Source organism: Acetanaerobacterium sp. MSJ-12 (genome assembly GCF_018917875.1).
In the GTDB taxonomy this organism is placed as follows: domain Bacteria; phylum Bacillota; class Clostridia; order Oscillospirales; family Ruminococcaceae; genus Bittarella; species Bittarella massiliensis.
Genome location: NZ_JAHLPK010000005.1, coordinates 211,096 through 237,636 on the forward strand (window position 1 = coordinate 211,096; position 26,541 = coordinate 237,636).

A 26,541-nucleotide genomic window follows, 5' to 3' on the forward strand; every position below is an offset into this window, starting at 1 on the left:
GCAGCCCCTTTTTCAGGACGTGATGGAATGTTATCCTCCCCCCGTGCTACACTGTAAATGGCAAAGAATATTTTTCGGGCGGGGCCCTGCCGGCAGGCGGGGGCCCGCCTTTTGTGAAAGGCAGGCGATGCAATGTGGACGGGCGGAAAAACCTCATCCCCCTGTCCGCCCGCGACCCCCAGGAGCGCCGGGAAATCGCCCGCAAGGGGGGGCTGGCCTCGGGCGCGGCCCGGCGGCGAAAGCGCACCTTCGGGCAGGTGTTCGCCGCCCTGCTGCCCCGGGCGGTGGCGCTGGACGGGCTGGACGAGATCGCCCGGCTGGCCGAGGGGCTGGGCCCGGTCACCGCGCAGGAGGCCATCGCCCTGGCCCTCATCTGCAAGGCCATGAAGGGGGACACCCCGGCCTTCAACGCCATCCGCGACACCCTGGGCGAGAAGCCCGGGCAGAAGGTGGAGGGGGCTCTGGAGGGCCGCATCACCCTGGCCCTGGCGGGGGAGCTGGACGAGTTTGCCCAGTAGGCACATCGACCCTCGCCGGACTTTCGTGAGGGGGCGTTTTTCCGCCTGCGGCTGGCTTGCGGTTTGGCAGGCGGGGCTGCGGGGAAGTGCTCTCTCGATCCCAGTAAGGGAAAAGCGGGAAGCGGGCAAACAGCGGGGAGTCCTTGGCTGCCGAGACATGAGGCGGGAGGGGCGGATATTGCCCAGCGGGCACGTCGGCCCCGCCCGGCCTCTGCGGGTGGGCGTTTTTCCTCACCTGCGGCTGGCTTGCGGTTTGGCGGGCGGGGATTAAGCACATCGGTCCCGCTCGACCCCCTGCTGGCGGGTGTTCTTCCCCGCCTGCGACTGGCTTGTGGTTTGACAGGTGGGGGCTGCTGGGAAGTGCTCTCTCGATCCCAATAGGGGAAAAGCGGGAAGCGGGCAGATGGCAGGAGATTTTTAGACTGCTGAGACATGAGGCGGGAGGGGCGGGCATTGCCCAGCGGGCACATCAGTCCCGCCCGGCCTCTGCTGGTGGGCGTTCTTCCCGATGACGGTCAGTTTGTGATTTTGCGGGCGGGGGCCGTTGCGGCGCGCGCTCTCGATTCCGATGGGGAAAAGCGGGAGAGGGGCCGGCTTGGCAGGCGGGGGCTGCGGGGAAGCACCCCTTCCACCCCAACGGGGGAACGCGGGAGAATGGCAGAGGACAGGGGGGGCCGCAAACGGCCCCAAGACGGAGGGGGAGGGAACGGGATTGTCTGATCGGCTCATCGCACCGCCCAACCCCCGCCAGCGGGAGTTCTTCCTCGCCCGCAGCCGCTTTGTGGCCTACGGCGGCGCCCGGGGCGGGGGGAAGAGCTGGGCGGTGCGCAAAAAGGCGACTTTAATGGGGGTGCGCTACCCCGGCATCCGGATGCTGCTGCTGCGGCGGACCTTTCCGGAGCTCAAAGAGAACCACATCCTCCCCTTGCAGGGGGAGCTGAAGGGCCTTGCCGCCTACAAAGAGGGGGACAAGGCCTTTTCCTTTGCCAACGGCAGTCGGCTGAAGTTCGGCTACTGCGACAGCGAGCGGGACGTGCTCCAGTACCAGGGGCAGGAATACGACGTGATCTTTTTGGACGAGGCCACCCAGTTCACCGAGTACCAGTTTCACACCCTCACCGCCTGCATCCGCGGGGCCAACCCCTTCCCCAAGCGGATGTACCTGACCTGCAACCCGGGCGGGGTGGGCCACGGCTGGGTGAAGCGGCTGTTCATCGACCGGGACTATCGGGGGGCCGAGCGGGGGGAGGACTACGCCTTCATCCCCGCCCGGGTGTACGACAACCGGGCCCTGATGGACAGCGACCCGGGCTACCTGGCCATGCTGGAAAGCCTGCCGGACGACCTGCGCCGGGCCTGGCTGGAGGGGGACTGGAACGTCTTTGCCGGGCAGTACTTCACCGAGTGGCGGGAGGACATCCACGTCTGCGAGCCCTTTGCCATCCCGGGGCACTGGCGGCGGTACTTCGCCATGGACTACGGGCTGGACATGCTGGCGGGCTACTTCATCGCCCTGGACGAGGGGGGCCGGGCCTGGGTCTACCGGGAGCTCTACCGGCCGGGGCTCATTGTCAGCGAGGCGGCGCGGGCCATTTTGGAGGCCGCCGGGGGGGAGCCCATCGAGGGCTGGCTGGCCCCGCCGGACATGTGGAACCGCCGCCAGGACACCGGCAAGAGCGTGGCGGAGATCTTCGGGGAGGGGGGCATCCCCCTCACCCGGGCGCAGAACAGCCGGGTGAGCGGGTGGATGGACCTCAAGGAGTGGCTGCGCCCCCGGGGGGAGCCGGGGGCCCGCTGGGCGGCGCTGACGGTCTTTCGCTGCTGCCCCAACCTGATCCGCTGCCTGCCCCAGTTGCAGTTTGACGGTCGGCGGCCCAGCGACGCGGCCGGGCAGCCCCACGAGATCACCCACGCGCCGGACGCCCTGCGCTACTTTGCGGCGGGGCGGCCGGCGCCCGCTCTGCCCCCGCGGGAGGGGGAGGGAGAGCCCCCCGGCGGGGAGCTGGGCGACTTTTTACACTACGGAGGTTGAGGAGATGACGGAAGGATTGATGGCGGCGGCCCTGCTGCTGCTCTGCCTGTGCGCCCTGCTGCTCTGCGCGGCGGCCGCGGCGGGGGTGACCCTGCTCTGGCTGCGCCAGCGGCGGGGAGGGGACGAAGGAAGGGGAGAGGGGCGGCCTGGGCCGGACCGGGAGGAACTGGACCGGCAGTGGCAGAACCTCTGGGACTACGACGGCGCCCCCCAGGGCGCGCAGAGGGGGGATGAAGAGTGATCGCCACCGAGCCGGCAGAGCTCTTTCGGGAGTACCGCAAGGGCATCGAGCACAAGGAGCGCATCGGCCTGTACGAGACGGTGCGGCAAAACGAGAACTTCTACCTGGGCAAGCAGTGGGAGGGGGTGAACGCCCCCGATCTGGACAAGCCGGTCTTCAACGTGCTGGGGCGGGTGCTCTCCTACTTTTTGGCCACCATCGTCTCGGACGACGTGGCCGCCCAGGTGAGCCTGTTCGACGGCAAGCCGGACGAGGGGGAGCAGATCGCCCTGGAGGTGGTGAGCCAGCAGTTTGCCAAGATCATGGAGCAGGACGGCACCAAGGCCAAGAACCGGCTCATCGTCCGCAACGCGGCGGTGGACGGGGACGGCTTCCTCTACGCCTGGTTCGACCCGGAGGAGGCCACCGGCCAGGAGGCGCGGGGGCAGATCAAGACCGAGGTCATCGAGAACACCGACTGCTATTTCGGCAACACCCAGCGGGGGGACATCCAGTCCCAGCCCTGGGTGGCGGTGGTCTCCCGGCTGCTGCCCGACAGCGCCCGCCGCCTGGCCCCGGACGAGGAGACGGCGGCGGCCATCGTCCCCGACGGGGACGGGCGGCCGGGGCGAGAGGACGAGGACGAGGAGCGGGTGACGGTGCTGACCAAGTTCTGGAAGGTGCGCACCGGCGGGGAGACCCGGGTCTTTTGCACCCGCTGCACCGAGACGGCGGTGCTGAAGGCCCCCTTTGACACCGGCCTCACCCGCTACCCCCTGGCGGGGATGAGCTGGCAGCCGGTGAAGGACTGCTGCCACGGGCGGGCGGCCATTTCGGGGCTGATCCCCAACCAGATCTTCATCAACAAGCTGATGGCCATGTGCATGGAGCACGCCAAGCGGATGGCCTTCCCCAAAATCGTCTACTCCCGGGCGGCCTTCCCCAACGGGTGGGACAACCGGGTGGGGGTGGCGGTGGCGGCCAACGGCAACCTGGCCGACGCGGTGACGGCGAGGACGGCCACCGCGGAGATGCCGGCCCAGGTGATGACCCTCATCGACAAGGTGATCGGCTACACCAAGGACCTGATGGGCGCTTCCGACGCGGCCCTGGGCAACGTGCGGCCGGACAACACCTCGGCCATCATCGCGGTGCAGAAGGCCTCGTCGGTGCCGCTGGAATTGCAGCGGATGGCCTTTTACCAGTTTGTGGAGGACACTGTCCGCATCTTTTTGGACATGATGCGGGCCCACTACGGCACCCGCCGGGTGCTTTACCAGGACGGCGGCGGGGAGAAGCGGGAGCTGGACTTCGACTTCTCCCTGCTGGGGGAGATGTGCCTGCAGCTCAACGTGGACGTGGGGGCCTCGACCTACTGGTCGGAGCTGATGCAGGTGCAGACGGTGGACAACCTCTTTGCCCGGGGGATCATCACCGACCCGGTGACCTATTTGGAGAGCATCCCCGACGGCTATATCCGCAACAAGGCCGGGCTGATCGCCGCCCTCAAACAGGGGTGGGAGGGGCAGGCCGGGGAGCGGGAGGCCCCTTGAGGGGCGGTCCGGGGCCTGGGAGGCCCCGTTTGAGATGGCTGCGGGGGCGGCGGGCGGCGGGAAACCAACGCCGCCGGCCGCCCTTTTGCGCCCCGCCGAGAAACCAGCGGCGGGCAGAAGGAGGAGAGACGAGATGGAGAGACTGCTGAGACTGCCCTTGCAGTGGTTTGCCGAGGGGGGCGAGGAGCCCCCCGCCCCCGAGGAGGGGGAGCAGGCCCTGGGGGAGGCCGTCTGGGAGGCGGCCGAGGACGGGGGGACTCCTGCCGGAGAGGCGCCCGGGGAGGGGGAGGAAGACGAACAGGTAGTTCGCCTCACCCACCTGGGGCAGGCGCGGGAGGTGCCCCTTTCCGAGGCGGTGTCCCTGGCCCAGAAGGGGCTGGACTACGACCACATCCGCCAGGAGCGGGACGAGCTGCGCCGGGACCCGGCCTGGGAGGTGCTGGACGCCTTTGCCGCCCGCTCCGGCCTGAGCCGGGGGGAGTACGTGCGGGCCCTGAAGGAGCAGATGGCGGGGGCCGCCCCCTCGCCGGAGGAGGGGCGGCGGGCCGAGTACCGCCGCTTTTTCGAGGCCTACCCCGAGGTGGGGGTGGCGGACATCCCCGACGAGGTGTGGCGGCGGGCGGCGGCGGGGGAGCCCCTGGTGGAGGCCTACCGCCGCCACGAGAACGCCCAGCTCAAGGCCAAGCTGGCCGCGCTGGAGCAAAACGAGCGAAACCGGCAGGCGGCCGTCGGCAGTCTGGCGGGGGAGGCGGGGCAGGACGAGGCAGACCCCTTCCTCCAGGGATTTTTTGAATGAGAGAAGGAGAGAGGACTATGGCCATCAATCTGGCAAGCAAATTTTCGGACAAGATCGCGACCGCCTTCACCCACGGCAGCTACGTGAAGGCCCACACCAACGGCGACTACAAGTTCACCGGCGTCAAGACCCTGGAGGTGGTGACCCCCCAGACCGTGCCCATGGCCGCCTACAGGCGCACCGGCACCAACCGCTACGGCGAGCCCCAGGAGATGCAGGACACGGTGCAGACCTTCACCCTGGAGGTGGACGAGGGCTTCTCCCTCACCGTGGACAAGGGGAACAACTCCGAGCAGATGGGGGTGAAAAACGCCGGGCGGATGCTGCGGCTGCAGCTGGACGAGCAGGCCATCCCCAACATGGACAAGCGGGTCTTTGCCCAGGTGGCCCAGCAGGCCGGCAGGGTGGCGGGCATCGCCAAGCCCACCAAGGCCACGGTGGTGGACATGGTGGCTGCCGCCGGGGAGTTTTTGGACGAGAACATCGCCCCGGACGAGGGGCGCTTCCTCTTTGTGACCCCGGAAGTCTACCGGCTGATCAAGGGCTCGGACGAGTTCATCGCCATCGGCGAGCTGGGCAAGAAGTCGGTGGCCAAGGGCGAGGTGGGGGAGCTGGACGGCAACGCGGTCATCAAGGTGCCCTCCCGCTACTTCCCCGAGGGGGTCTACTTTGAGCTGTGGCACCGCTCGGCCGTGCTGGAGCCGGCCAAACTCCACGACACCCACCTGCACCTGGACCCTCCGGGCATCTCCGGCCACCTGCTGGAGGGGCGCAACATCTACGACGCCTTTGTGCTGGGTGCCCGCTCCGGGGCCTGCTACGCGGCGGTGGACAGCGCCGCCAAGCTGGGGGCGGTGAGCATCGCCAAGGCCAGCGGGGCCATCACCTGCGAGGGGGCGGGCAAGATCCTCTACACCACCGACGGCACCGATCCCCGCTACTCCAAGACCGCCCAGGTCTACGCCGCCGCCCTGGGGGCCATTCCCGCCGGCACCACCATCAAGGCGGTGGCCTATGCCGAGGGCAAATTCCCCAGCGACTTGGCCGAGCTGGTGGCCTAGGATGACCGCCGACGACCTCTACGGCGCCGCCCTGGCGCTGATGGCCGAGAGCCGCGACCGGGCCAAGGGCTACCGGGACAAGCTGGTGCCCCTGGTCAACCTGCTGCTGGCCGGGGCCTACCCGGCGGAACAGGCCCTGCGGCGGGCCAGGGGACACCCTCCCCTGGCCGCCCTGCCCCACATCGCCACCGAGGGGGAGGAGCTGCCCTACCGGGAGGAGCTGCTGGCGGGGGCCCTGCCCTACGGGCTGGCGGGGATGCTGGTGATGGATGACGACCCGGGCAAGGCCAACTACTTTAACGCCGTGTACGACGCGGCCCTGGCGGCCCTCTCCCCGGCGGACTTCGTGCCGGTGGCCGACTGCTACGGGGGGGACGGGCGATGAGCCGCTACCAACTGCCCGCCGGCCGCCCCCTCGCGCCGGTGGTGATCCAGCAGTTTCGGGGGGTGGACTTTTCCTCCGACAGCACCCAGGTGGATGTCAGCCGCTCCCCCGACGCGCTGAACATGATCGCCGACCAGGCCTTCTTCCCGATCAAGCGCACCGGCTACAAGCGGGTGGCCCGGGGCAGCGGCCGGGTCTGGGGGCTGCACAGGCTGGCCGGGGGCGGCGGGGAACAGCTGCTGGCCCACATCGGCACCGCCCTCTACCGGGTGGGGGCGGACGGGGGGCTGACCCAGCTCTGCACCGGGATGGCGGCGGGGCGCTCCCGCAGCTTTGTGATGGGGGATTGCCTCTACCTGCTGGACGGGGTGACCTACCGCCGCTACGACGGCGCGGCCGTCCGCCCGGTGGCCGAGGTGGCCTACCTGCCGACGGTGCGCATCGGCGCGCCCCCGGCGGGGGGCGGCAAGGCCTTTGAGGCGGTGAACCTGCTGACCCCGGGCCGGAAGGAGAGCTTTCAGGCCGACGGGTCGTCCACCGCCTTTCAGCTGAGCACCGGCGGGCTGGACGGGGCGGCGGTGACGGCGGTGGTGGCAGGGGCCGCCAAGGCCGAGGGGACCGACTTCACGGTGGACCGGGCCGCGGGGCGGGTGACCTTCAAAACAGCGCCCCCCAAGGCGGTGCAGAACGTGGACAACGTGGTCATCACCTACCGCAAGACGGTGGCCGGCCACCGGCAGAAGATCGACGGCTGCCGGCTCTTCGGCATCTACGGCGGGAAAAACGACACCCGGGTGTTCCTGGCCGGGAACGCCGCGGAGAAGAACGTGGACTGGCAGTCGGGGCTGTACGACCCCACCTACTTCCCCGACACCGGCTACACCAAGGTGGGCGGGGACGCCAGCGCCATCATGGGCTACGCAAGGCAGTACGAGACCCAGATCATCCTCAAGGAGGACAACGACCAGGACGCCACCCAGTTTTTGCGCACCTTTGAGCTGGACGGGGAGGGGGGCCCCCTCTTCCCCCTGCAACAGGGGGCGGCGGGGGCCGGGGCGGTGAGCAGCGACAGCTTTCAGGTGCTGGAGGACGCCCCCCTCTTCCTCTCCCCCGACGGGGTGTATGGGGTGGCGGGGACGGCCGTGACCCAGCAGCGGATGCTGCGGCACTGCTCCCGCCGCATCGACAACCGGCTGCTGGGGGAGCCGGGGCTGGCGGAGGCCGCGGCCTGCGTCTTTCAGGGGCGGTACTACCTGGCGGTGAACGGCCACTGCTACCTGGCGGACAGCCGCCAGGTCTACCGGGACGGGGGGAGCGCCCAGTACGAGTGGTACTACTGGGACAACATCCCCGCCGTCTGCTGGTGCGCGCTGGGGGAGAGCCTCTACTTCGGCACGGCGGACGGGCGGGTCTGCCGCTTCTGCCGGCCGGAGGAGGAGGGGGCCTACCGGGACGACGGGGCCCCCATCGAGGCCTACTGGGTGACCCCCTACCTGCACTTCGGCACCTGGACGCGCTACAAGACGGTGCGGGATGTCCACGTGGCCCCGCTGCCCTACCAGCGCAGCGGGATCGAGGTGTATTACAGCTCGGACGAGGAGGGGGAGCGGCTGGTCGCCCAGGAGAACATCGACCTGTTCGACTGGGAGCGGATGGACTTCGGGCGGTTCTCCTTTCGCACCATCCAGGTGCCCAGCGTGCTGGCCACCGGGGTGAAGGAGCGGAAGATCCAGCTCTTTCAGCTGAAGCTGCGCAACGCCCAGCTGGACGAGCCCTTCGGGTTCGTGTCCATCTCCATCACCTACGGGGTGGGGGGAAAGGTCAAGTAGAGGAGAGGAGGGCATTCGTGCTCAAAGACAGAAAGATAACGGGGTTTGCAAAGCCGGTGAGCGCGCTGGCGGACACCCCCAAGATGAGCGCCCAGAAGCTCAAGGAGTGGTTTGACTCCAACTCCACCGTGGAGCTGAAGACCGCCCTCAACGGGGTGGTGGACGACCTGGTGGGGCCGGGGGGCGCGGAGAACATCGGCACCGAGTACGGGGCGCTGGCGGACGTGCTGACCTACCTGCGGGAGAAGACCGGCAGCGACAAGGAGTACGGGGAGTTCCTCTCCTTTTTGGCCCGGCACACCGCCATGGCGGCCGAGGCCTACGAGGGGTACGCCGCCGAGGTGGCGGGGCGCTCGGAGGAGGCCCAGTTGGAGCTGGTGAACTTTTTGGCCTGGATCGAGGCCAGCAAGGCCCGCTCCGCCGCCGAGATGCGCGCCTGGCTGGAGGGGGTGCAGGAGATCCTCTCCGGCGACGCGGCGGGGAAGCTGCTGGTGCTGATCCAGGCGCTGGAGGGGCGGCAGCCCACCCAGCAAATCGGGAGCTTGACGGGGGTGGCGGAGGCCGACGGCAGGGTTGCCGAGTGCGCCCTCTACGCGGCGGAGTACGCCTGCGGGGTGGGGGGCATCGGCGACGGGCCCTGCGGCGGCGGGCCGCTGGTGAGCCAGCCGGTGGAGACCGAGCAGGATCTTGACGGGACGCTGCAGGTCTCGACCCTGCCCCGGTGGGGCGAGATGAAGGAGGTTCACCGGCTGGGCGGGGGGCAGTACGCCTTCTGCGGCGAGAGCGGGAGCCAGAGTCTGCTGTTGACAGTGAGATGAGGAGGAGAAGATGCACAGATTTGTAAAGGGGGAGCTCAACTGGGTGGAGCCCCTGAACCAGAATTTCGAGGAAGCGGCAGCCCACGCCGCGGCCCAGGACAACCCCCACGGGGTGACGGCCGAGCAGCTGGGGGCCCCGACCAAGGCGTACGTGGATGCGCAATTGTCGAATAAGGCGGACGTGGGGACTCAAGATTGGCTTTCCCTTGAAAAAATTGTACAGCCAGGTTTCTTCGCAGAGCGCGATTACGGCGGATACCGAAAGGATCCATTCGGTCGAGTAGAAATTTTTGCTTCAATCACAAAAGGAGGACAGGCAATTGGCTCGGATGATTGGTTTCTTACCTTTCCGATAGGGTTCCGCCCGCCCCAAGACATGGTTTGCACTGTATATCCTTACTATTCAGGGGCAATTCAGGGTCCTCATACTGCCTGCATATACGCCGGCGATGGAGTCATGAAAATATCCGGTCCAAGTTGGCCTGAGAAATCTACCACTATTCGGATGAACATTTCTTTCCCGACTTTCCCGACTTAATTTGTCGCGGCAATCAACTCAGACTGAAAAGGAACAGGTCGCTGAAGCGCCACCTGTTTCAAAAAAAGTTTTGTGCCCCACCCGACTAAACAGCACATCTCCATTTGCAGCCACCACCAGTCTGGCGGTGTAGTGCGTCGCTGAATCGCAGGATTGAGAAGCGGTAAATTCTAGATTCCTATCTGGTCGAAAGCCCACAGGTAAAACAAAAATAGGGCTCTCGACTTGCGATTTTGCCCACCCTTCGATGTAGACACAATTCAATCCCTTTCGGTAGCGGACAACGCTGTAATCCGCAGAAGTCGCTCCATTTAGAAGCGCTGGGTAAATCCATTCAGAGGGTTTCACGTCCGCCTTATTCGACGAATGCGTATCTGCTATCTGCAAAATGGGGACATTCGCAAAAAAATGTTGGTTTTAAGCCGTTTGGAAGCACTTTGTTTTTCCTTTTAGGAATCAGTAACAAGTACCCAATTGGCTTAACATGCGGTGTGGTTGGCGACTTAAAAGCCTTGGCCGATTCAACCTAGTCGAATAAGGCGGACGTGGTAGACGGAAAAATCACTCCGATGCCGACGGCGCAGGACGTGGGAGCTTTGGTACAGGAGTCTGGGAAATGGGTACCTCAGTTTGTCGGTGCAGATGGCGGCGCAGCCATTACCGCGGGGGCTTATGGCATGTACAGCCGTACTGGGAATGTTGTAACAGTGGGCTTTGATATCATTTGGAGGAGTGCCGGTACACTGCAGGGGCTTGTCTGTCTGGGAGGCTTTCCCTTTTGCATGGGTGGGCCGACAGGCGCCGCTCGCTCCTATTTTGTAGGTTACAAATACAAATTGACTTTCTCCGTTGACGGAGCACTATTTTTGACCTCTCCTGGAGACGGTTCAACAGCATATATCAGAATACAAAACGGCAATTCCTTTTCCAATTTAGATGCCAGCTCATTTCAAGAGGGGACAGAAATAGCCGGTACAATCACCTACCTCACCTAGATTTTACAAAAAAGTCTTAATGTGCCAAAACATCGCTAAATTTAAGCTGTTTATTTTATCAATCCATTTATGGGTGATTACATTGGCCCCCCACGTCCGCCTTATTCGACTAGTGCGGCGCGGGCGCTCCTTTTTGCTATACTGAAAAGCAAAAAGGAGTTTTTACTGTGGACGCAAAATCAGAACTCACCGGTGCGCTTTTGGCCGCCTTTCCCGGGCTGGAGGAAGCCCGCTTGGCGGAGGTGCTCGCCCCCTATCAAGTGGGCAGGGAGGATGCGGGCGGGCGGAGCAACCTGCGCCGCCGCATCCGCCAATTCCTCACCGCCAAGCGCATCGACGGCCTCTCGGAGAAGACCCTCAAAAACTACTCCTACGACCTGGCTATCTTTGAGGGACAGGTGAAAAAGCACATCGCCAAAATCAATACCGACGACATCCGCGAGTACATTGCCTACCTCTACGACGAGCGGGGGAACGCCGATTCCAGCGTGCAGACCAAGATCAACACCCTGCGCTCCTTTTTTAGCTGGAGCCGGGACGAGGGCATCGTCAAGCGCAACCCCATGAGCAAGATCAAGTCGATGAAGCTGGACAAAAAGCACGCCCGCAAGCCCCTCACCAGCGAGGAGGTGGAGCGGATGCGCGACGCCTGCCGCACCTACCGCGAGAAGGCGATGCTGGAGTTTTTCGTCTCCTCCGGCGTCCGGCTCGACGAGGCCGCCACCATTGAGGTGGACAGCCTCAACCTACAGGACCGCAGCGTCACCGTCCACGGCAAGGGGGACAAGAGCCGCACCGTCTACTTCTCGGTGCGCGCCCGGCTGATGATCGAGCTGTACCTGAAGGACCGGCGGGGGGGCAGCGCCCTCTTCGCCAGCGGCAGGCGGCCCTACGGCGCCATCAAGCACCGGGCCATCGAGCGGATCATCCAGGGCATCGGCGAGCGGGCGGGGCTCAACCACCGGGTCCACCCCCACCTGCTGCGCCACACCTTTGCCACCGCGGCCTACGACAAGGGGATGGACCTGTCCATCCTCCAGCGGCTTCTGGGCCACGAGGAGCTGGACACCACGCAGATCTACGCCGAGATCAGCGTGGAGCATATACGGCGGCAGTACGACAAGTTCGTGGCCGCCTGACCGAGGGGGCGTCGAAGGGCGTCCCCTCCTCCTCTTTCGGGGGAGGAGGGGGCCGGCGTCTGGACTGAAAAGAGGAGGAAGAGGAGAATGTACACCTTTGTGAAGGGCGAACCCGGCTGGGTGAAGCCCCTGAATGAAAACTTCGAGGAGGTAGCGGCCCATGCCGCCGTTCGGGACAACCCCCACGGGGTGACGGCCGAACAGGCGGGGGCAATGCCAGCCACCCCTACAAAAATGCTGTACCAGCCCACAGTGACCTCGGGTTGGGACAACGCCGACAACTACACTGTGCCCGGTGAGATGGTGGACATCCCGTCTGCCACCACGGCAAAATCGGTTGACAACCTGCCCTGTGTCGACAGTGGGATGCTGCGGGTATACGGCAGCTTGGCTGACGGGGGCAGCGATTTGGTGCAGACCTATGAGTGTTACACCGTGGGCGGTTGGTGGGTGCGCCGTCGTCTGTCCGGAGTGTGGTCATCCTGGTCGCCCTCCAGCGGCATTCAGTCCGGCAGCAACGCCAACGGCAGTTGGACCAAATTCCCGGATGGGACGATGATCTGCCGGGCTGCCAAGGCCTACACGATACAGTCTTCCGAAATCACCATCACATTGCCGGTGGCCTTTGCAGCGGCTGACTACGTGCCGACGATATCGTTTCAGTGGGTTGGCACCTCGGCCGCCCTTGGAGCCATTCGCGGCATTACAGTGAACGGGTTTTTGGTGCGTGTTTCAGATGCGGTCAATGATGTCACCTATCCCAACGGCACACAGTTGACAATGAACTATATCTGCGTCGGCCGCTGGAAATAGACAGAGGCGCCGGCAGTCCAGTCGAGGGCTCGGGGAGACTGTTGGCGGCCCGCCCCTCCTCTTTCGGGGAAGGGGGACGCTCAAAAAGAGAAGAGGAGGAAGAGAAAATGTACACCTTTGTAAAGGGCGAACCCAACTGGGTGGAGCCCCTGAATGAAAACTTTGCGGAGGTGGCGGCCCTGGCCGGGGCGGCTGTCCCCGCAAGCGAGAAGGGGGCGGCCGGCGGGGTCGCGACCCTGGGCAGCGACGGGAAGTTGGCGCAGATGCCGACGGCAAATGACATAGGGGTATTTACTGGATTTCGGCCGACATCATGGACAATGGCGCCTCGGGTGGTGACAGACAACAAGGGGTTCCAGGACATCTCTTTTGACTTTTCTACAGATAAGAATTTCCTCGCATCTATCGCATCCAATCCTCATAGAGGGGGCGCGCCCCAATATCGTGCATCTTATGTGCTGTTGGTATGCCCCGTAGTAGATTATCTCAATAACCAACTGACTGTGAAAGTTGTGTTGGATATTTTGGCGGCGCATAATACAGCTGTTATTAATGGACGAGCACCAGAAGTTAAGTTGGCGTCAGGCAGTGCGGATATGCCATGGTCACAGTGGGCAAGCAACCGCAAGGTCACCCTGTCTATCCCATATATGCGCGGCAGCGAGGCTGCTGATAATTCGGAAAACTGGACGGTCAAGGTTTGGTCAATAGAATAGGAGAGGTGCAAAATGGCACTTGAAAAACAAATCACCTATGACAATGGCACCACCGCCAGCCGCCACCGCATTGACGGGCTGCCGGTGCGTTACCAGCAGGGCGAGGGTGCAGAGGTGACCGCAACCCTGTACAGCTACCTCAACGCCAACACTAGGGGCAGTGCTGCAAGAGCGCCTGTTACCACCACGGGCATCACTATGGGGCTGTTCGAATCCCAGAGCAACGGCAACCTCCGTGAGGCCATGTACACCGAGATCAAGTCCCTGCCCAAATGGGCAAACGCGGCCGACTGCTGAAAGGAGAAAAGAATGGAGTTCAAAGGAATCGACGTCTCCAGGCATCAGGGGTCCATTGACTGGGAAAAGGTCAAGTCCTCTGGAGTGCAGTTCGCCCTGCTCCGGGCGGGGTATGGCTCGGACCGGGAGGGCCAGGACGACGCGCGCTTTTTGCAAAACATGGCCGGGTGCGAGGCGGCGGGTCTCCCCTGGGGGGCCTATTTGTACAGCTACGCCATGAGCCTAGAGGAGGCCGAGAGCGAGGCCGCCCACCTGCTGCGGCTGCTTCGCGGCAAAAAGCCCAGCTACCCCATCGTCATCGACATGGAGGACGCCGACGGCTACAAGGCCAAGCGGGGCGGCATCGGCCGGCAGTTGGCCACCGACATTGTAAAGACCGTCTGCGCCCGGCTGGAGGGGGCGGGCTACTACGCCATGTGGTACGCCAACTGGGACTGGCACCAGAACCGGCTGTGCGCCGACCAGTTGGCAAAGTACGACTTCTGGCTGGCCCACTGGGGGGTGGAGGGGTCCAACCTGCCCTGCGGCATCTGGCAGCACACCAGCGACGGGGCGGTGCCGGGCATCTCCGGCCGGGTGGACTGCGACATCGCCTACAAGGACTACCCGGCCATCATCCAGGCCGCTGGGCTCAACGGCCGGGGTCAGGGCGGCGAAGGCGAGAGCGGGGGCGGTGAAGAGGGGGAGGCCGAGCGCCCTCTCGTCCCGCCCAGGCCAGTAGAGGACAGGACCTACACGGTGCAAAAGGGTGACACCCTCTGGGGGATCGCCCGGGCCCACGGCACCACGGTGGCCGCTCTGGCAGAGTGCAATGGGATCGCCGATCCCGACCGCATCTACCTCGGGCAGGTGATCCAAATCGGGAGCGGGAGCTCCACCTCGACTGCGCCGACGGGCGGCAGGACCTACACCGTTCAAAAGGGGGACAGCCTCTGGGCCATCACCGCCCGGGAGCTGGGCAGCGGCGGCAGATACGGGGAAATCAAGGCAGCAAACGGCCTGTCCGGGGACACCATCTACCCCGGGCAGGTGTTGGATATTCCGAGATAGGGGGAGCGGAAGTGGAACAGATGACACACATCAAGGCGTGGGTGCTGGCGGCTGTGGGGACAGTGGGCGGCGCGATCTCCGCCGCAATGGGGGGATGGTCGCAGATGCTCACAGCCCTGCTCATCGTCATGGGGGCCGACTACCTGACCGGGCTGGTGGTGGCGGGGGTCTTTCACCGCTCGGGCAAGTCGGCAGACGGCTCGCTGGAGAGCCGGGCGGGGTTCAAGGGCCTCTGCCGCAAGGGGGCCATGCTGCTGGTGGTGCTGCTGGCGGCCCGGTTGGACCTGGTGATGGGCACCGGCTTCATCCGGGACGGGGCGGCCCTGGCCTTTCTGGCCAACGAGCTGCTCTCGGTGGTGGAGAACGTGGGGCTGATGGGAGTGCCGGTACCCAAGGTGATCGCCGGCGCCATCTCGGTGCTCCAGTCCCGGGCGGACGGGGCCGGAAAGTCGGAGTGAGAGGGGCCCTGCCGTCCGGCGGGGCCTTTTTTGAGTGAAGGAGGGGACGCCATGTCCAGTTATATTGACCAGCTGCGCCAGTCGATGGAGGAGGAGAAGCGGCTGTACGAGTTGGCCCAGGCCCAGCAGACGGCCGCGCTGAACCAGCAAAAAGACCCCATCAAGGAGGCGGCCGCCAAGTTGCGGGGGGACACCTACACCAACGCCCGCCTCTCGGCCATCGGCAACAACGAGGTGCTGGCCCAGAAGGGGCTGGCCGGCGGGGTCTACCAGGAGCCCCGCTCGGGCTATTCCGAGACCTCCCGCATCCGCCAGGACACGGCGCTGCGGGGCTCGCTGAACGCGGCCGATTTGGAGGAGGCAAAGAAGATCGCCGAGATCGAGGCCAAAATCAAGGACCTGGGCTACGACACCGGCAAGCAGATCGCCGCCTCCACCTCCCGCTGGAATGAGAAGATCGCCGCCGCCGTGCAGGAGGAGGAGCTGCGCCGCCTGCAGCGGGAGCGGGAGGACCAGCTCCGCCGCCAGCAGCAGGAGAGAGAGGACCAGCTGCGCCGGGAGCAGCAGGAGAGAGAGGATCGCATCCGCAAGGAGGAGCAGGCCTTTCAGCGGGAGCTGGCGAATGCGGCGGCCGCCAGCGCCCGCTCCAGCGCGCCCAGCTACGCCCAGGCAGGCGGCGGCTCGACGGCCCGCAAGGCGGGGCTGACGGCGGCCGACAAAAAGCTCTACTCCCGCTCCCTGATCGACCGGGTGGACAGCTACGCCCAGTCGCTGGGGGTGGGCCGGGCCGGCACCTACAGCCAGATCGAGCAGATCCAGCGGCAGGCCTGGGCCAAGGCCCTGGAGGATCTGCGGGCGCAGTTTGGCGGCAGCGACTTTGCCGCCATCGCCGGGCTGGCGGGCGCCCCCAGCGACCTGTATTGACAGATGGAGGGAGAGGAAGAGATGGAGCGATTTCGCCTGTTGAGCGAAGAGGAGGAGCGGCTGTTGGACCGGTTGGGTCAACATGGAGGCGGGGGACGGCCCTCTGCCTTTGACCCCGAGCGGGCGGCCGCCGAGGCGTACGCCATCGGCCGGATGGAGCGGGCGGGGACCGCCACCGACCGGCAGAGGGAATACCGGGAGGACCTGGTGCGCCGGGCCAGGGAGGAGCGCCTTGCCCGGCAGGACGCGTCGCTGGACGAGGCGGCCCAGGCCTACCTGCTGCGCCAGGGGGGCTATGCCGCCCAGGCCGAGCCCCACGCCCAGCAGTCGCGGGAGGAGCGGGCGCAGTCCCGCCGCTACAGCGACGCCGCCAACTGGCTGAAAGGCGCGGTGCCGGCGGCAGAGGCGCAGAGGGAGTTGGAGGGGCTGCAGGCGGCGCGCCGGAACAGCGACTACGAGGAGCTGGCCGCCCAGGGGAAAAGCCTGGACAGCGAGCCCCTCTTCACCCGGGGAGCGGTGAAAAACCCGGTGGAGTTTGCCCACCGCAACCCCGGCGCCTTTGCCTTTGTGGACAATGGGGCCGGCGGGGTCCCGATCACCTACAACGACGGCGCGCAGGCCAAGTACCGGCAGTTGTCCGACCAGGAGCGAAAGGACTACAACTACTACCTGGGAAAGGGCGACCGGGCGTCGGCGGATCGGTACCTGGAGCTGCTGGACCGCTCCCTCAACCGGCGGGAGGGGGAGGAGCTGGCCGAGCAGGTGAAGGAGGACGCCCGCGAACACCCGGTGTTGGGGGCGGCGCAGAGCGTCCTCGCCGGCGGCGTGCTCGGTCCGCTGGCCGTCCTCCCCATCGTCGGGCAGGGCCTGAAAAACGCCGTGGCGGGGGAGTACGAGCCGGTGGACCCCCACAACCCCTTCTTTTCCGGCGCGATTGCAAAAAATGCCGGGCGGGAGGGGCTGACCGAGGGCCGACCGGCGTGGCAGCAGATGCTCATCAACGGCGCGCTGGACATGGGGGAGTCGCTCACCCACGCCCCGGCGGGCGCCCTTGCGCCGGCCCTGGACATCGCCCAGGCAGCGGGGGAGAGCGGCTGGCGGGCGGCTGCCAACGGGGGCACCGCCGATGAGGCCCTGTTGGCGGCCACTGCCGGAGGGGCTTCAGAGTGGCTGGCGGGGAAACTGCTCCCGACAGGGGAGACCGAGCCCGGCCTGGTGGGAGATTTGCAGAAAGTCGCCGCAGACAGAAAGCGGGCAGCCCTCTCCGGCGCAGTGGACAGCGCCGCCGAGACCGCCCTTTTGGGGAGCCGCTCCAGTTATGCCCGCTACCGGGACGCCCTCATCGACCGGGGACTCTCCCCCGAGGAGGCGGAGTGGCAGGCCCTGCGGACCTTTTTTGTGACCCGGCCGCAGGGGTTTGACAGCGACTTCGTCTCCGGTGCCAAACAGCCGTTTGCGCCCCTGCCTGTTCTTCCCACCCTCCGGCGCTGAGAGTGCAGGAGGCGAGAGCCGCCCGCCCCATAAAGGAAGGGGTGGGCGGTTTTTTTTGTTGTCTGCGGGGAAGCGTGCCCTGTCACGCCACCGGTGGGCGCGGGCGGCTATCTGTTGCCCACGGGGAGGGATATTTCATCCCTCCGCCAGCGGGAGGGCGGGCAGCCCTCTTCGGCGCGGCAGACAGCGCCGCCGAGGCCTCCCTTTTTGTGTGCCGCTCCAGCATGTCCGCTGCCGGGGCAGCCTTCATTGACCGGAGCTTCTCCCTGAAGGCGGCGGAGAAGCAGGCGCTGAGGGCCTTTTTGTGACCCGGTCACGGGGCTTTGACGGTGCGCCGGTGCCCGGCGACAAACAGCCGTCGGTACCTCTGTCCGCCTCCCCTCCGCCCGCCGCTGGGGGAGGAGAAGGGGAAAGCCGCCCGCCCCGTGGAAGAGGGGCGGCGGAGGAACCGGTGCAGTGGGCCTTCTTGTGGCCTGGCCACAGGGGTTTGACGGCGCACTGGTGCCCGGCGGCAAGCGGCCGTCGGTACCTCTGCCGCCTCCCCTCCGTCCGCCGCTGGGGGAGGAGAAGGGGAAAGCCGCCCGCCCCGTGGAAGAGGGGCGGCGGAGGAACTGGTGCAGTGGGCCTTTTTGTGGCCCGGTCACAGGGCTTTGACGGCGCGCCGGTGTCCGGCGACAAGCGGCCGTCGGTACCTCTGCCGCCTCCCCTCCGCCCGCTGCTGGGGGAGGAGAAGGGGAAAGCCGCCCGCCCCGCGGAAGAGGGGCGGCGGAGGAACCGGTGCAATGGGCCTTTTTGTGGCCCGGTCACAGGGCTTTGACGGCGCACTGGTGTCCGGCGACAAGCGGCCGCTCGCGCCCCTGCCCATCCTGTCCTCCCTTCGGCGCTGGGGGAAAAGGCGAACACTGTCTGCCACGCAGGGAGGGGCGGCCGCCCTTTTCAGTGCGGTAGACGCCGCTGAGACCGCCCTTTTGGGGAGCCGCTCCGGCTGTGCTTGCCATCGGGACGCCCTCTCTGGCCAGGGGCGGGCGTCTTTTCTGTTGCCCCTACAGGAGGCGGGAGGCGTTGGCGCTCCTCCGCGGGGGCGAAGGGCGAAGTGGGGGAGCGGGTCGCCCGCCCCCGCTGCTTTTTTATGCAATCACCCCAGAATTTTACTGCTTTGTTGTGCCAAAGTGCCGATATCCCGCGCCGCCCCTTTTCAAGGGCTGCAGCCGGGCGGTATAATGGAAAACGACAACGGTTATTTTGTCAGACAATGTGACTGAAGGGGTGTAATTTCATTGGATCAAATTGAGAAAAAGATCATCGAGACCATCGACCAAAACCGCGAGCAGATCGTGGCCTTTGGCCGGGATATTTGGCATCACGCCGAGCTGGGGTACCGGGAGTTCCGCACTGCTGGCAAGTTCAACGAGCTGCTCAAGAGCCTGGGGATGGAGGTGGACGAGGGTCTGGCCATCACCGGGGCCAAGGGCTACTTAAAGCCCAAGGGCACCGCCGGCCCCACCGTGGCCGTCATCGGCGAGCTGGACGCCCTGCCCATCGCCAACCACAAGGACACCAACCCCGAGACCGGCGCCGCCCACTGCTGCGGCCACCACGCCCAGCTGACCGCCACCATCGGCGCGGCCCTGGCCCTGAGTGTGCCCGAGGTCAAGGAGGCCCTCGACGGCAACGTGGTCTTCATGTCCACCCCGTCGGAGGAGTTTGTGGACATCGACTACAAAAACGGCCTGCGCAAAGAGGGCAAGGCCCGCTACGGCGGCGGCAAGTGCGAGCTCATCCGCATCGGCGCCTTTGAGGACATCGACGTGGCCCTGGGCCACCACAGCGACACCGACACCGAGCACGACGCCATCATCATGAACTGCTCCTCCAACGTCTTTGTCAACAAGACCGTCAAGTTCAAGGGCCGCAAGGCCCACGCCGCCGGTTTCCCCGAGAAGGGGGTCGACGCCCTCAACGCCGCCGAGCTGGCCCTGCACGGCATCGCCCTGCAGCGGGAGAGCTTCCGCGACGAGGACACGGTGCGCTGCCACGGCTACTACCTCAAGGGCGGCGACGCGGTCAACATCATCGCCGACGACGTGGTGCTGGAGTACTGCGTGCGCGCCAAGACCATGGAGGCGGTGAAGGACGCCAACGCCAAGGTCGACCGCTCCTTCAAGGCCGGGGCCCTGGCCACCGGCTGCGGGCTGGAGATCGAGACCCTGCCCGGCTACTTCTCCACCCAGCCCTGCCCCGACGTGTCGGCCCTGCAGGCCGCCCTCGACGCCGTGGGCGAGGAAAGGCCCCTGCGGGTCAAAGAGGTCCCGGCCAGCGAGCACATCACCGGCTCCACCGACTTTGGCGACGTGTCGGCCATCATGCCCCTGATCCAGTTTTACACCACCGGCCTCACCGGCCAGCTGCACAACAACAACGTGGAGGTGGTGGACGAGGAGATCGCCTACATCCTGCCCGCCAAGCTCTTCGCCCTCACCGCCTACCACCTGCTCAAGGGCGACGCCGCCGGCGCCCGGCACCTGATGGAGATCTACCAGCCCAAGCTCGACCGCGAGAGCTATGTGGAGTACATGGAGAGCATGCTGGGCACCATCGAGATGGAGATGGACCCCCTGCCCCTGCTGGAGGACTAGTTTCCCCCTGAGCGCTTGCACAAGAGAAAGCGCCCTGGCTTATTTGCCGGGGCGCTTTTTTGGCGGGCGGGGAGGGGGGAAGAGGCCCCGGGCGGGCGCCCCGCCGGGAAGGCTGCCGGGTGTCGCGGGCATGCGCGCCTCCCCGCCGGGCGGGGGCGGGGGGCTTTTGCGGAGGGGGCCCCATCTGGTCGCCTTGTCGCTGCCAATCTGCCGCTGCCGCGGGAGGGGCGCTTTGAGGGAAACGCCCTCTCTGCGAGAAGGGCCAGGCGCGGGGGAGAGCGGCGGCTTTCCCCCTTTTTGTCTGCCCTGCACAGCCCGGGCAGTCGGCTTGACACCCTTTTGGCGGGCGCGCCCGCCTCGCCGCCGGATGCTTTCCTCCGCCCGGCGGGGAGGACCCGTTCCCGGCGGGGGGATCGGCCGCCCAGCGCCTCCCTCTCTAGCTGGGCGTCATCTCTGCACAGGGGGTGTTTGGGAGAAGGGGAGGGGAGCGCGCCCGGGCGTTCGGCCTCTCGCCGGGCTGTTGCCGCAGAGAGTGGCCGTTTGCCGGCCTCCCCCTCCGCAGAAACGGCCCTCTTCCAGGCAGCCCGATGCCTGGGCCGCGCGCGCACCGCAGCACCCTCTGCCCGTCGCCGTACTTGTAGTAGCGAGCAGACCGATGTCTGGGACGCGCGCGCGCCGCCGGACATCCGGGTCCTCCCTCTGCCGCCGCACCGCCCGGGTCCCCCCTTCTGCCCCGATGCACTGCCCGGCTCCCCTCTAGCCGGCCCGCCCCCCTCCGCCCCTGTGTTCGGGCCGGGCGGACTGGCCCGCAGGGGCGCGCCTCCCCGCCGGGCAGGGGGGCGCGCCGCGCCCCATCCCCGCCCCTTTTCCTTTTTCCCCCTTTTTGAGAGTAGATTTGGTTGACCATCCCGGACAGAGGTCGTATAATAAAATAAATGAATCGCCTGCCGCAGCCGCGGCGGGCGATGTTGGGATGGGGCAATATGGACAGACAAATGGGCGGCGACGAGACCGCCATCTACGCAATCGATGGGGACTACCGGATCGTCCACTTCAACCGGGTGCTGAAGGCGATCTTTCCCGAACTGCAGCTGGGCCAGCTCTGCTACCATGCCCTCTGCCGGGAGGAGGGGCCCTGCCCCGGCTGTCCCCTGCACAGAAAACAGGGCGAGGGGACGGTCTTTTACAACAAGTGGCTGCGCCGCTGGGTCGAGGTCAGCACCGGCAAGTTGGATTGGCCCGGCGCGGGGGAGTGCGACATCGTCCTCGCCCGGGAGATCCGGGAGGACAACAAGGGCCTCTTCTACGGCCTCACCAGCCTCTCGGTCTACGACGAGCTGTTCGAGCTGGACTTGGGGGAGGACCGCTACCGCATCCTCTACCACGAGGAGGGCAAGTACGTCATCCCCGCCCGGGAGGGGCGGCTGACCCACCTGGTGGGCGAGGTGGCCGAGGGGATGGTCCACCCCGGCGACCGGGCCGCCTTCCTGCGCTTCTGGGCGCTGGAGGACCTGTTGGAGCGGCTGGAGGGCGAAGGCTCCATAAAAGGGGAGTTTCGCAAGCGCTGCGCCGACGGCAGCTGGCGCTGGGTGCTGCAGACGGTGGTCCCCCTGCGCCACGCCGCGGGGGAGGGGCAGGTGGTCCTCTGCTTCGTGCAGGACATCGACAGCCAAAAGCGCAAGGAGATAGAGGAGAGCGCCGCCCTCGCGCCCGCCGGCCGCGACCCCCTCACCGACCTCTCCAACCGGCCGGCCTTTTTTGAGGAGGCGGACCGGGCGGTGGCCGCCGCCGGCGGGGCCCCCCTCTGCCTGGTGGCGGTGGACATCGAGCACTTCAAGCTCTTCAACGAGTGGCACGGCCGGACCGCGGGGGACCGCTTTTTGACCGAGGTGGCCGCCTGCCTGCGCGCCCTGGCCGACGCCCGCGGGGGGCTCGCCGGCTACATGGGGGACGACGACTTCTGCCTGCTGCTGCCCGACGCGCCCGAGGCGCTCGACGAGGTGGAGGCCCGGGTCTCGGAACTGGCGCGCCGCCGGGGGGGCAACGCCGGCTTTCTGCCGGCCTTCGGCGTCTGCGGGGTGGAGGGCCCCGCCCTGCCGGTGCGCACCCTGTACGACCGGGCCGCCCTGGCCATGGCCTCGGTCAAGGGCAACTACGCCCGCCGCCTCTGCCGCTACAACGAGGGGATGATGCAGCGGATGGAGGAGGAGCACCACCTCCTCTCCGAGGTGCAGCGGGGCCTGGAGCGGGGGGAGTTCACCTTCTACCTGCAGCCCAAGTGCAACATGAAGACCGGCAAGATCGTCGGGTTCGAGTCGCTGGTGCGCTGGCAGCACCCCCAGCGGGGGCTGGTGGCGCCGGGGGCCTTTATCCCGTCGCTGGAGAAAAACGGCTTTGTCACCAACCTGGACCGCGCCCTCTGGGAAGGGGTCTGCGCCAAGATGCGGGAGTGGCTCGACCGGGGGTTGCGGCCGGTGCCGGTCTCGGTCAACGTCTCCCGGGTGGACCTCTACACCGTGGACGTGGTGGCCTGCTTTCAGCAGCTCATCGAGTGCTACCAGCTGGACCCCCGCCTCATCGCCATCGAGATCACCGAGAGCGCCTACGCCGAGGAGTTCGAGATCATCACCGAGGCGGTTTCCCGGCTGCGGCGGGCGGGCTTCACCGTGCTGATGGACGACTTCGGCTCGGGCTACTCCTCCCTGAACATGCTCAAGGACGTGAACGTGGACGTCCTCAAAATCGACATGAAGTTTTTGGAGATGCGCGAGCAGAGCGCCGGCCGGGGCGCCGGCATCCTGGAGGCCATTGTGGGGATGGCGCGGCTGCTGGGGCTGCGGATGGTGGCCGAGGGGGTGGAGACCGCCGAGCAGGCGGAATTCCTGTTGGAGATCGGCTGCCAGTACGGCCAGGGCTACCACTTCGCAAAGCCCATGCCCATCGCCGAGGCGGAGGCCCTGCTGGCCGACGAGGGGAATTTCGACTACCGGGGCATCCACACCAAGCGGCTTCAGCTGCTGCAGATCCGGGAGCTGCTCAACGAAAATCTCTTCAGCGAGATCCTCCTCAACAACATCCTGGGGGGCATCGCCTTCTACGACGTCTGCGGCGACAAGGTGGAGCCGGTGCAGGTCAACGAGCAGTACTACCGGGTCACCGGCACCACCCCCGAGGGGCTGGAGGAGCGCCGCGGCCGCACCATGGAGAGCGTCTACCGGGAGGACTGGAGCATGGTGCTGGACGTCTTTCGCCGCGCCCACGAAAGCCCCCTGAACGGGGCCGAGGGCACCTTCCGCTACCTCACCGAGGGCGGGGACACCATCTGGCTGCACCTGCGCACCTTCTTTCTGCGCGAGCAGCTGGGCCACCAGCTCTACTACGGCTCGGTGAGCGACGTCAGCCGGCAAAAGCGGCAGGAGGAGCAGCTGGCCTCCTCCCAGCGGGCCCTCTCGGCGGTGGTGGGGCTGTCGGAAAACGACGAGTCCTTCATGCAGCTGGCCGAGGAGAACCGCCGCATCGCCGCCTCGATCTTTGCCCAGATGAGCCCCGGGGGGATGATCGGCGGCTACTGCGAGGAGGGGTTCCCCCTCTACTTTGCCAACCGGGAGATGGTGCGGCTGCTGGGCTACGACAGCTACGACGAGTTCGCCGCCGCCATCGGCTACCGGGTGCAAAACACCATCCACCCCGACGACCTGGCGGCGGTGATCCGGGACATTGGCCCCCACTACTACCCGGGGCTGGAGTACACCACCACCTACCGGATGCCCCGCAAGGACGGCAGCTGGTTCTGGACCCTGGACAAGGGCCGCATCATCGAGGCGGAGGACGGCCGGCTGGCCATCGTCAGCGCCTGCACCGACATCTCGCAGACCATGGCCGCCCAGCAGCGGCTGGCCGAGCGCAACACCTATTTGCTGGAGCAGAACCGGGAGCTGGACTTTCTCAACCACGCCCTGCCGGGGGCCTACCACCGCTGCGCCGACGACCCCGGGTACAGCTTCCTCTACATCAGCGACCAGTTTTTGGAGATGTTCGGCTTCACCCGGGAGGAGATCCGCGAGCGCTTTGACAACAAGTTCCTGGAGATGATCCACCCCGACGACCGCGCCCTGGTGAGCGTGGGGGGCGACTGCCTGCAGCGCGGGGCGAAGGACCACTCCATGGAGTACCGGATGTGCGGCAAGAACGGCTACCGCTGGGTCATCGACCAGAGCCGGTACATGGAGTACGAGGGCAAGCGCTTTTTCCAGGGGATGGTGGTCGACGTCACCGAGACGGTGGAGCTGCGGGACAAGATGCGGCTGCTGATGGCCCACACCCCGGAGAACATCTTCCTGCTGAAGGTGCGCGGCGGGGAGGGCAGCTGCCGGGTCATCGCCGACGGCCTCTGCCGCGACCTGGGCTGCCAGCCCGGCCAGTTTGAGCAGCTGCTGCGCACCCGCCAGTACGAGCGCTACCTGGATCCGGCCAAGCTGGACCGGCTGCGGGGAGAGCTGGCGGCGGCGGTGGCCGCGCGGGAGGAGTTTCACCGGGTGGAGCGGCTCTGTCTCCCCGGCGGGCGGCAGGTCTGGGCCTCCCTGGACGGCCGCTGCATCGAGCGGGGGGAGGGGGAGGCCACCTACTTCTGCACCAACCGCAACGTGACCGCCGTCAAGGAGAAGGAGCAGGAGCTCTGGCTGGCCGGGCAGAAGCTGGAGAGCATCCTCCGCCAGGCGGGGGTCGACAGCTGGGACTGGGACCTGCGCGCCGACGCCCTCGTCTTTTCCGCCACCTCTGACCGGGCGGTGATGGGGCAGCTGATGGGCCGCCCGGTGACGGGGGAAAACCAGCGGGTGGAGCGCTTTTCCGAGCGGCTGCTGGCCTACCCCGGCCTGCCCGAGGGGCACCGGGAGCGGCTGGCCGCCTACTTGAAGGGACTCGCCACCGGTCGCGACCGCCAGCACTTCTCCTGTGAGTTTCCCTTCACCGGGGCAAACGGGGCGCTGTTCTGGGTGCGCACCGCCGGCGAGACCATCTGCGACAAAGCGGGTCTCCCGGTGCGGGCCGTGGGCTACTACCGAAACATCACCCAGGAGAAAAACGAGTCCTTCAAGAGCAGGGAGGACCGCAAGATCCTCGAGCTGTTGCGGGGTCAGGCGGTCTACGACTTCCGCGCCAACTTGCAGCAAAACACCGTGTCGGAGGGGAAGGACAGCCGCGCGTGGCGCAGGGAGACCGGCTACCGCGGCGGCGACTGCTTGGAGGAGCTGCTGCGCTACGTGAGCGGGCAGCTGGTGCTCCCCTCCTTCCGCAAGGAGTTTGCCGCCTTCTGCGACCGGAAGCGGCTGCTGGAGTGCTACCGCCGGGGCCAGCAGATCGCCAGCATGGACTACCAGCGCCTCTACCGGGGCCGCCCCAGATGGATGCGACTGATGATCCACCTGGCCGAACTGGAGGGCTCGCCCGACGTCTTTGCCTACCTCTTCGTCATGGATATCGACCGGCAGAAACGGCAGGAGCTCAAGCTCACCCAGCTGGCGGAGATCGACGCCCTGACCGGCCTCTACAACCGGCGGGCCGCCATCCCCAAGATCGAGGCCTACCTGGCCGCCCAGCGGGAGGAGCCGGCGGCGCTGCTGATGTTTGATTTGGACAACTTCAAGCTGGCCAACGACGTCTTCGGCCACGCCTACGGCGACTCGATGATCGCCCAGAATGCCGAGCGGCTGCGGAGCTTTTTCCGGGAGGAGGACATCCTCTGCCGGGTGGGGGGCGACGAGTTTCTGGTGCTTTGCAAAAACATCCGGGAGGAGGCGGTGATCCGCAAGCTGGACACCATCGTCCGCTCGATGGTGGTCACCTACAAGACCAAGGACCACGCCATCGTCTTCTCCATCTCGGCGGGCTTTGCCATGGCGCCGGAGCAGGGGCGCACCTTTGACGAGCTCTACCAAAAGGCCGACATGGCCCTCTTCAGCGCCAAGATGGGCGGGAAGAACGCCTTCTCCAAATACCACTCCGACATGAAGTCCGTCCGCTATGAGCTGGCGGAGAAGGAGCTGCCGCCCACCCTGCACGGGGACCGGGATTGAAATGCGACCGGCAACCGCTACATCTGCCCCTATTCCGAGTCGCACCCCGCGTGGGTGCGTGGGCTGAAATTGGTCCTCAGCGTGCCGTGTGTTCTCGCTTTCGGTTCGCCCCCCGCGCAGGTGTGAGGATTGAAATTCGACCGCCGACGAGGCAGAGGACATCACCCTGTCGTCGCACCCCGTGTGGGTGCGTGGATT

21 protein-coding genes are annotated in these 26,541 nt (G+C 66.5%); all 21 read left to right on the plus strand.

What is annotated here, in order from left to right; genetic code table 11:
- Window positions 1-134: 134 nt before the first annotated feature.
- The 21 genes from KQI11_RS07720 to KQI11_RS07820 all read left to right on the plus strand — a co-directional run bounded on the left by KQI11_RS07720 (window position 135) and on the right by KQI11_RS07820 (window position 26,343).
- Complete coding sequence (locus KQI11_RS07720) at window positions 135-518, plus strand: KGG domain-containing protein (RefSeq protein ID WP_216401703.1); 384 nt, start codon at window positions 135-137, stop codon at window positions 516-518.
- Between the two features lie 712 nt (window positions 519-1,230).
- A complete protein-coding gene (locus KQI11_RS07725; protein WP_216401704.1) occupies window positions 1,231-2,550 on the plus strand; it encodes a phage terminase large subunit in 1,320 nt (439 codons plus the stop codon).
- A 4-nt stretch (window positions 2,551-2,554) separates the two neighbouring features.
- On the plus strand, window positions 2,555-2,791 hold the full coding sequence (locus tag KQI11_RS07730; protein ID WP_154669077.1) for a hypothetical protein: 237 nt from the start codon (window positions 2,555-2,557) through the stop codon (window positions 2,789-2,791).
- Complete coding sequence (locus KQI11_RS07735) at window positions 2,788-4,323, plus strand: portal protein (RefSeq protein ID WP_216401705.1); 1,536 nt, start codon at window positions 2,788-2,790, stop codon at window positions 4,321-4,323. The genes KQI11_RS07730 and KQI11_RS07735 overlap by 4 nt, the downstream gene beginning before the upstream one ends.
- 133 nt (window positions 4,324-4,456) lie before the next feature.
- Window positions 4,457-5,119 (plus strand): hypothetical protein, encoded by a 663-nt coding sequence (locus tag KQI11_RS07740; protein ID WP_216401706.1) that lies wholly within the window; start codon window positions 4,457-4,459, stop codon window positions 5,117-5,119.
- Between the two features lie 17 nt (window positions 5,120-5,136).
- Window positions 5,137-6,180, plus strand: a complete 1,044-nt coding sequence (locus KQI11_RS07745) for an FN3 associated domain-containing protein (RefSeq protein WP_216401707.1) — start codon at window positions 5,137-5,139, stop codon at window positions 6,178-6,180.
- Window position 6,181: 1 nt separating this feature from the next.
- Window positions 6,182-6,565, plus strand: a complete 384-nt coding sequence (locus KQI11_RS07750; protein ID WP_216401708.1) for a hypothetical protein — start codon at window positions 6,182-6,184, stop codon at window positions 6,563-6,565.
- Window positions 6,562-8,394 carry a hypothetical protein gene (locus KQI11_RS07755; protein WP_216401709.1) on the plus strand — a complete coding sequence of 611 codons (1,833 nt, stop codon included), beginning with the start codon at window positions 6,562-6,564 and terminating at the stop codon, window positions 8,392-8,394. Before KQI11_RS07750 ends, KQI11_RS07755 begins: the two co-directional genes overlap by 4 nt.
- Before the next feature lie 17 nt (window positions 8,395-8,411).
- Window positions 8,412-9,212: a hypothetical protein gene (locus KQI11_RS07760; protein ID WP_216401710.1), complete on the plus strand. Its 801-nt coding sequence runs from the start codon at window positions 8,412-8,414 to the stop codon at window positions 9,210-9,212.
- Between the two features lie 10 nt (window positions 9,213-9,222).
- On the plus strand, window positions 9,223-9,750 hold the full coding sequence (locus KQI11_RS07765; protein ID WP_185914991.1) for a hypothetical protein: 528 nt from the start codon (window positions 9,223-9,225) through the stop codon (window positions 9,748-9,750).
- A 545-nt stretch (window positions 9,751-10,295) separates the two neighbouring features.
- Window positions 10,296-10,745, plus strand: coding sequence for a hypothetical protein (locus tag KQI11_RS07770; RefSeq protein WP_216401711.1), 450 nt, complete (start codon window positions 10,296-10,298; stop codon window positions 10,743-10,745).
- Window positions 10,746-10,912: 167 nt separating this feature from the next.
- Window positions 10,913-11,884 carry a site-specific tyrosine recombinase/integron integrase gene (gene xerA / locus KQI11_RS07775; RefSeq protein WP_185914993.1) on the plus strand — a complete coding sequence of 324 codons (972 nt, stop codon included), beginning with the start codon at window positions 10,913-10,915 and terminating at the stop codon, window positions 11,882-11,884.
- Window positions 11,885-11,971: 87 nt separating this feature from the next.
- Window positions 11,972-12,697 (plus strand): pyocin knob domain-containing protein, encoded by a 726-nt coding sequence (locus KQI11_RS07780; protein WP_216401712.1) that lies wholly within the window; start codon window positions 11,972-11,974, stop codon window positions 12,695-12,697.
- A 107-nt stretch (window positions 12,698-12,804) separates the two neighbouring features.
- Window positions 12,805-13,413, plus strand: coding sequence for a hypothetical protein (locus KQI11_RS07785; RefSeq protein WP_185914995.1), 609 nt, complete (start codon window positions 12,805-12,807; stop codon window positions 13,411-13,413).
- Window positions 13,414-13,425: 12 nt separating this feature from the next.
- Complete coding sequence (locus KQI11_RS07790; RefSeq protein ID WP_216401713.1) at window positions 13,426-13,710, plus strand: hypothetical protein; 285 nt, start codon at window positions 13,426-13,428, stop codon at window positions 13,708-13,710.
- A gap of 12 nt (window positions 13,711-13,722) precedes the next feature.
- Window positions 13,723-14,760, plus strand: coding sequence for a glycoside hydrolase family 25 protein (locus KQI11_RS07795; RefSeq protein WP_216401714.1), 1,038 nt, complete (start codon window positions 13,723-13,725; stop codon window positions 14,758-14,760).
- A 20-nt stretch (window positions 14,761-14,780) separates the two neighbouring features.
- Window positions 14,781-15,218: a phage holin family protein gene (locus KQI11_RS07800; protein WP_185915311.1), complete on the plus strand. Its 438-nt coding sequence runs from the start codon at window positions 14,781-14,783 to the stop codon at window positions 15,216-15,218.
- A 51-nt stretch (window positions 15,219-15,269) separates the two neighbouring features.
- Window positions 15,270-16,142 (plus strand): hypothetical protein, encoded by an 873-nt coding sequence (locus KQI11_RS07805; RefSeq protein WP_216401715.1) that lies wholly within the window; start codon window positions 15,270-15,272, stop codon window positions 16,140-16,142.
- 21 nt (window positions 16,143-16,163) lie between these two features.
- Entirely contained in the window at window positions 16,164-17,633 is a 1,470-nt protein-coding gene (locus KQI11_RS07810; RefSeq protein WP_216401716.1) for a hypothetical protein, read from the plus strand.
- Window positions 17,634-18,910: 1,277 nt separating this feature from the next.
- The gene (locus tag KQI11_RS07815; protein WP_216401717.1) at window positions 18,911-20,269 is read left to right on the plus strand and encodes an amidohydrolase; all 1,359 of its coding nucleotides are present in this window, start codon (window positions 18,911-18,913) and stop codon (window positions 20,267-20,269) included.
- 983 nt (window positions 20,270-21,252) lie between these two features.
- Window positions 21,253-26,343: an EAL domain-containing protein gene (locus tag KQI11_RS07820; protein WP_286172630.1), complete on the plus strand. Its 5,091-nt coding sequence runs from the start codon at window positions 21,253-21,255 to the stop codon at window positions 26,341-26,343.
- Window positions 26,344-26,541: the final 198 nt, after the last annotated feature.

Excerpts from the sequence above, each read along its gene's own strand:
- KQI11_RS07730 (WP_154669077.1), top strand. The coding sequence starts at position 2,555 with ATGACGGAAGGATTGATGGCGGCGGCCCTGCTGCTGCTCTGCCTGTGC.
- KQI11_RS07740 (WP_216401706.1), top strand. The coding sequence starts at position 4,457 with ATGGAGAGACTGCTGAGACTGCCCTTGCAGTGGTTTGCCGAGGGGGGC.
- KQI11_RS07745 (WP_216401707.1), top strand. The coding sequence starts at position 5,137 with ATGGCCATCAATCTGGCAAGCAAATTTTCGGACAAGATCGCGACCGCC.
- KQI11_RS07750 (WP_216401708.1), top strand. The coding sequence starts at position 6,182 with ATGACCGCCGACGACCTCTACGGCGCCGCCCTGGCGCTGATGGCCGAG.
- KQI11_RS07755 (WP_216401709.1), top strand. The coding sequence starts at position 6,562 with ATGAGCCGCTACCAACTGCCCGCCGGCCGCCCCCTCGCGCCGGTGGTG.
- KQI11_RS07765 (WP_185914991.1), top strand. The coding sequence starts at position 9,223 with ATGCACAGATTTGTAAAGGGGGAGCTCAACTGGGTGGAGCCCCTGAAC.
- KQI11_RS07780 (WP_216401712.1), top strand. The coding sequence starts at position 11,972 with ATGTACACCTTTGTGAAGGGCGAACCCGGCTGGGTGAAGCCCCTGAAT.
- KQI11_RS07785 (WP_185914995.1), top strand. The coding sequence starts at position 12,805 with ATGTACACCTTTGTAAAGGGCGAACCCAACTGGGTGGAGCCCCTGAAT.
- KQI11_RS07790 (WP_216401713.1), top strand. The coding sequence starts at position 13,426 with ATGGCACTTGAAAAACAAATCACCTATGACAATGGCACCACCGCCAGC.
- KQI11_RS07795 (WP_216401714.1), top strand. The coding sequence starts at position 13,723 with ATGGAGTTCAAAGGAATCGACGTCTCCAGGCATCAGGGGTCCATTGAC.
- KQI11_RS07800 (WP_185915311.1), top strand. The coding sequence starts at position 14,781 with ATGACACACATCAAGGCGTGGGTGCTGGCGGCTGTGGGGACAGTGGGC.
- KQI11_RS07805 (WP_216401715.1), top strand. The coding sequence starts at position 15,270 with ATGTCCAGTTATATTGACCAGCTGCGCCAGTCGATGGAGGAGGAGAAG.
- KQI11_RS07810 (WP_216401716.1), top strand. The coding sequence starts at position 16,164 with ATGGAGCGATTTCGCCTGTTGAGCGAAGAGGAGGAGCGGCTGTTGGAC.
- KQI11_RS07820 (WP_286172630.1), top strand. The coding sequence starts at position 21,253 with ATGGACAGACAAATGGGCGGCGACGAGACCGCCATCTACGCAATCGAT.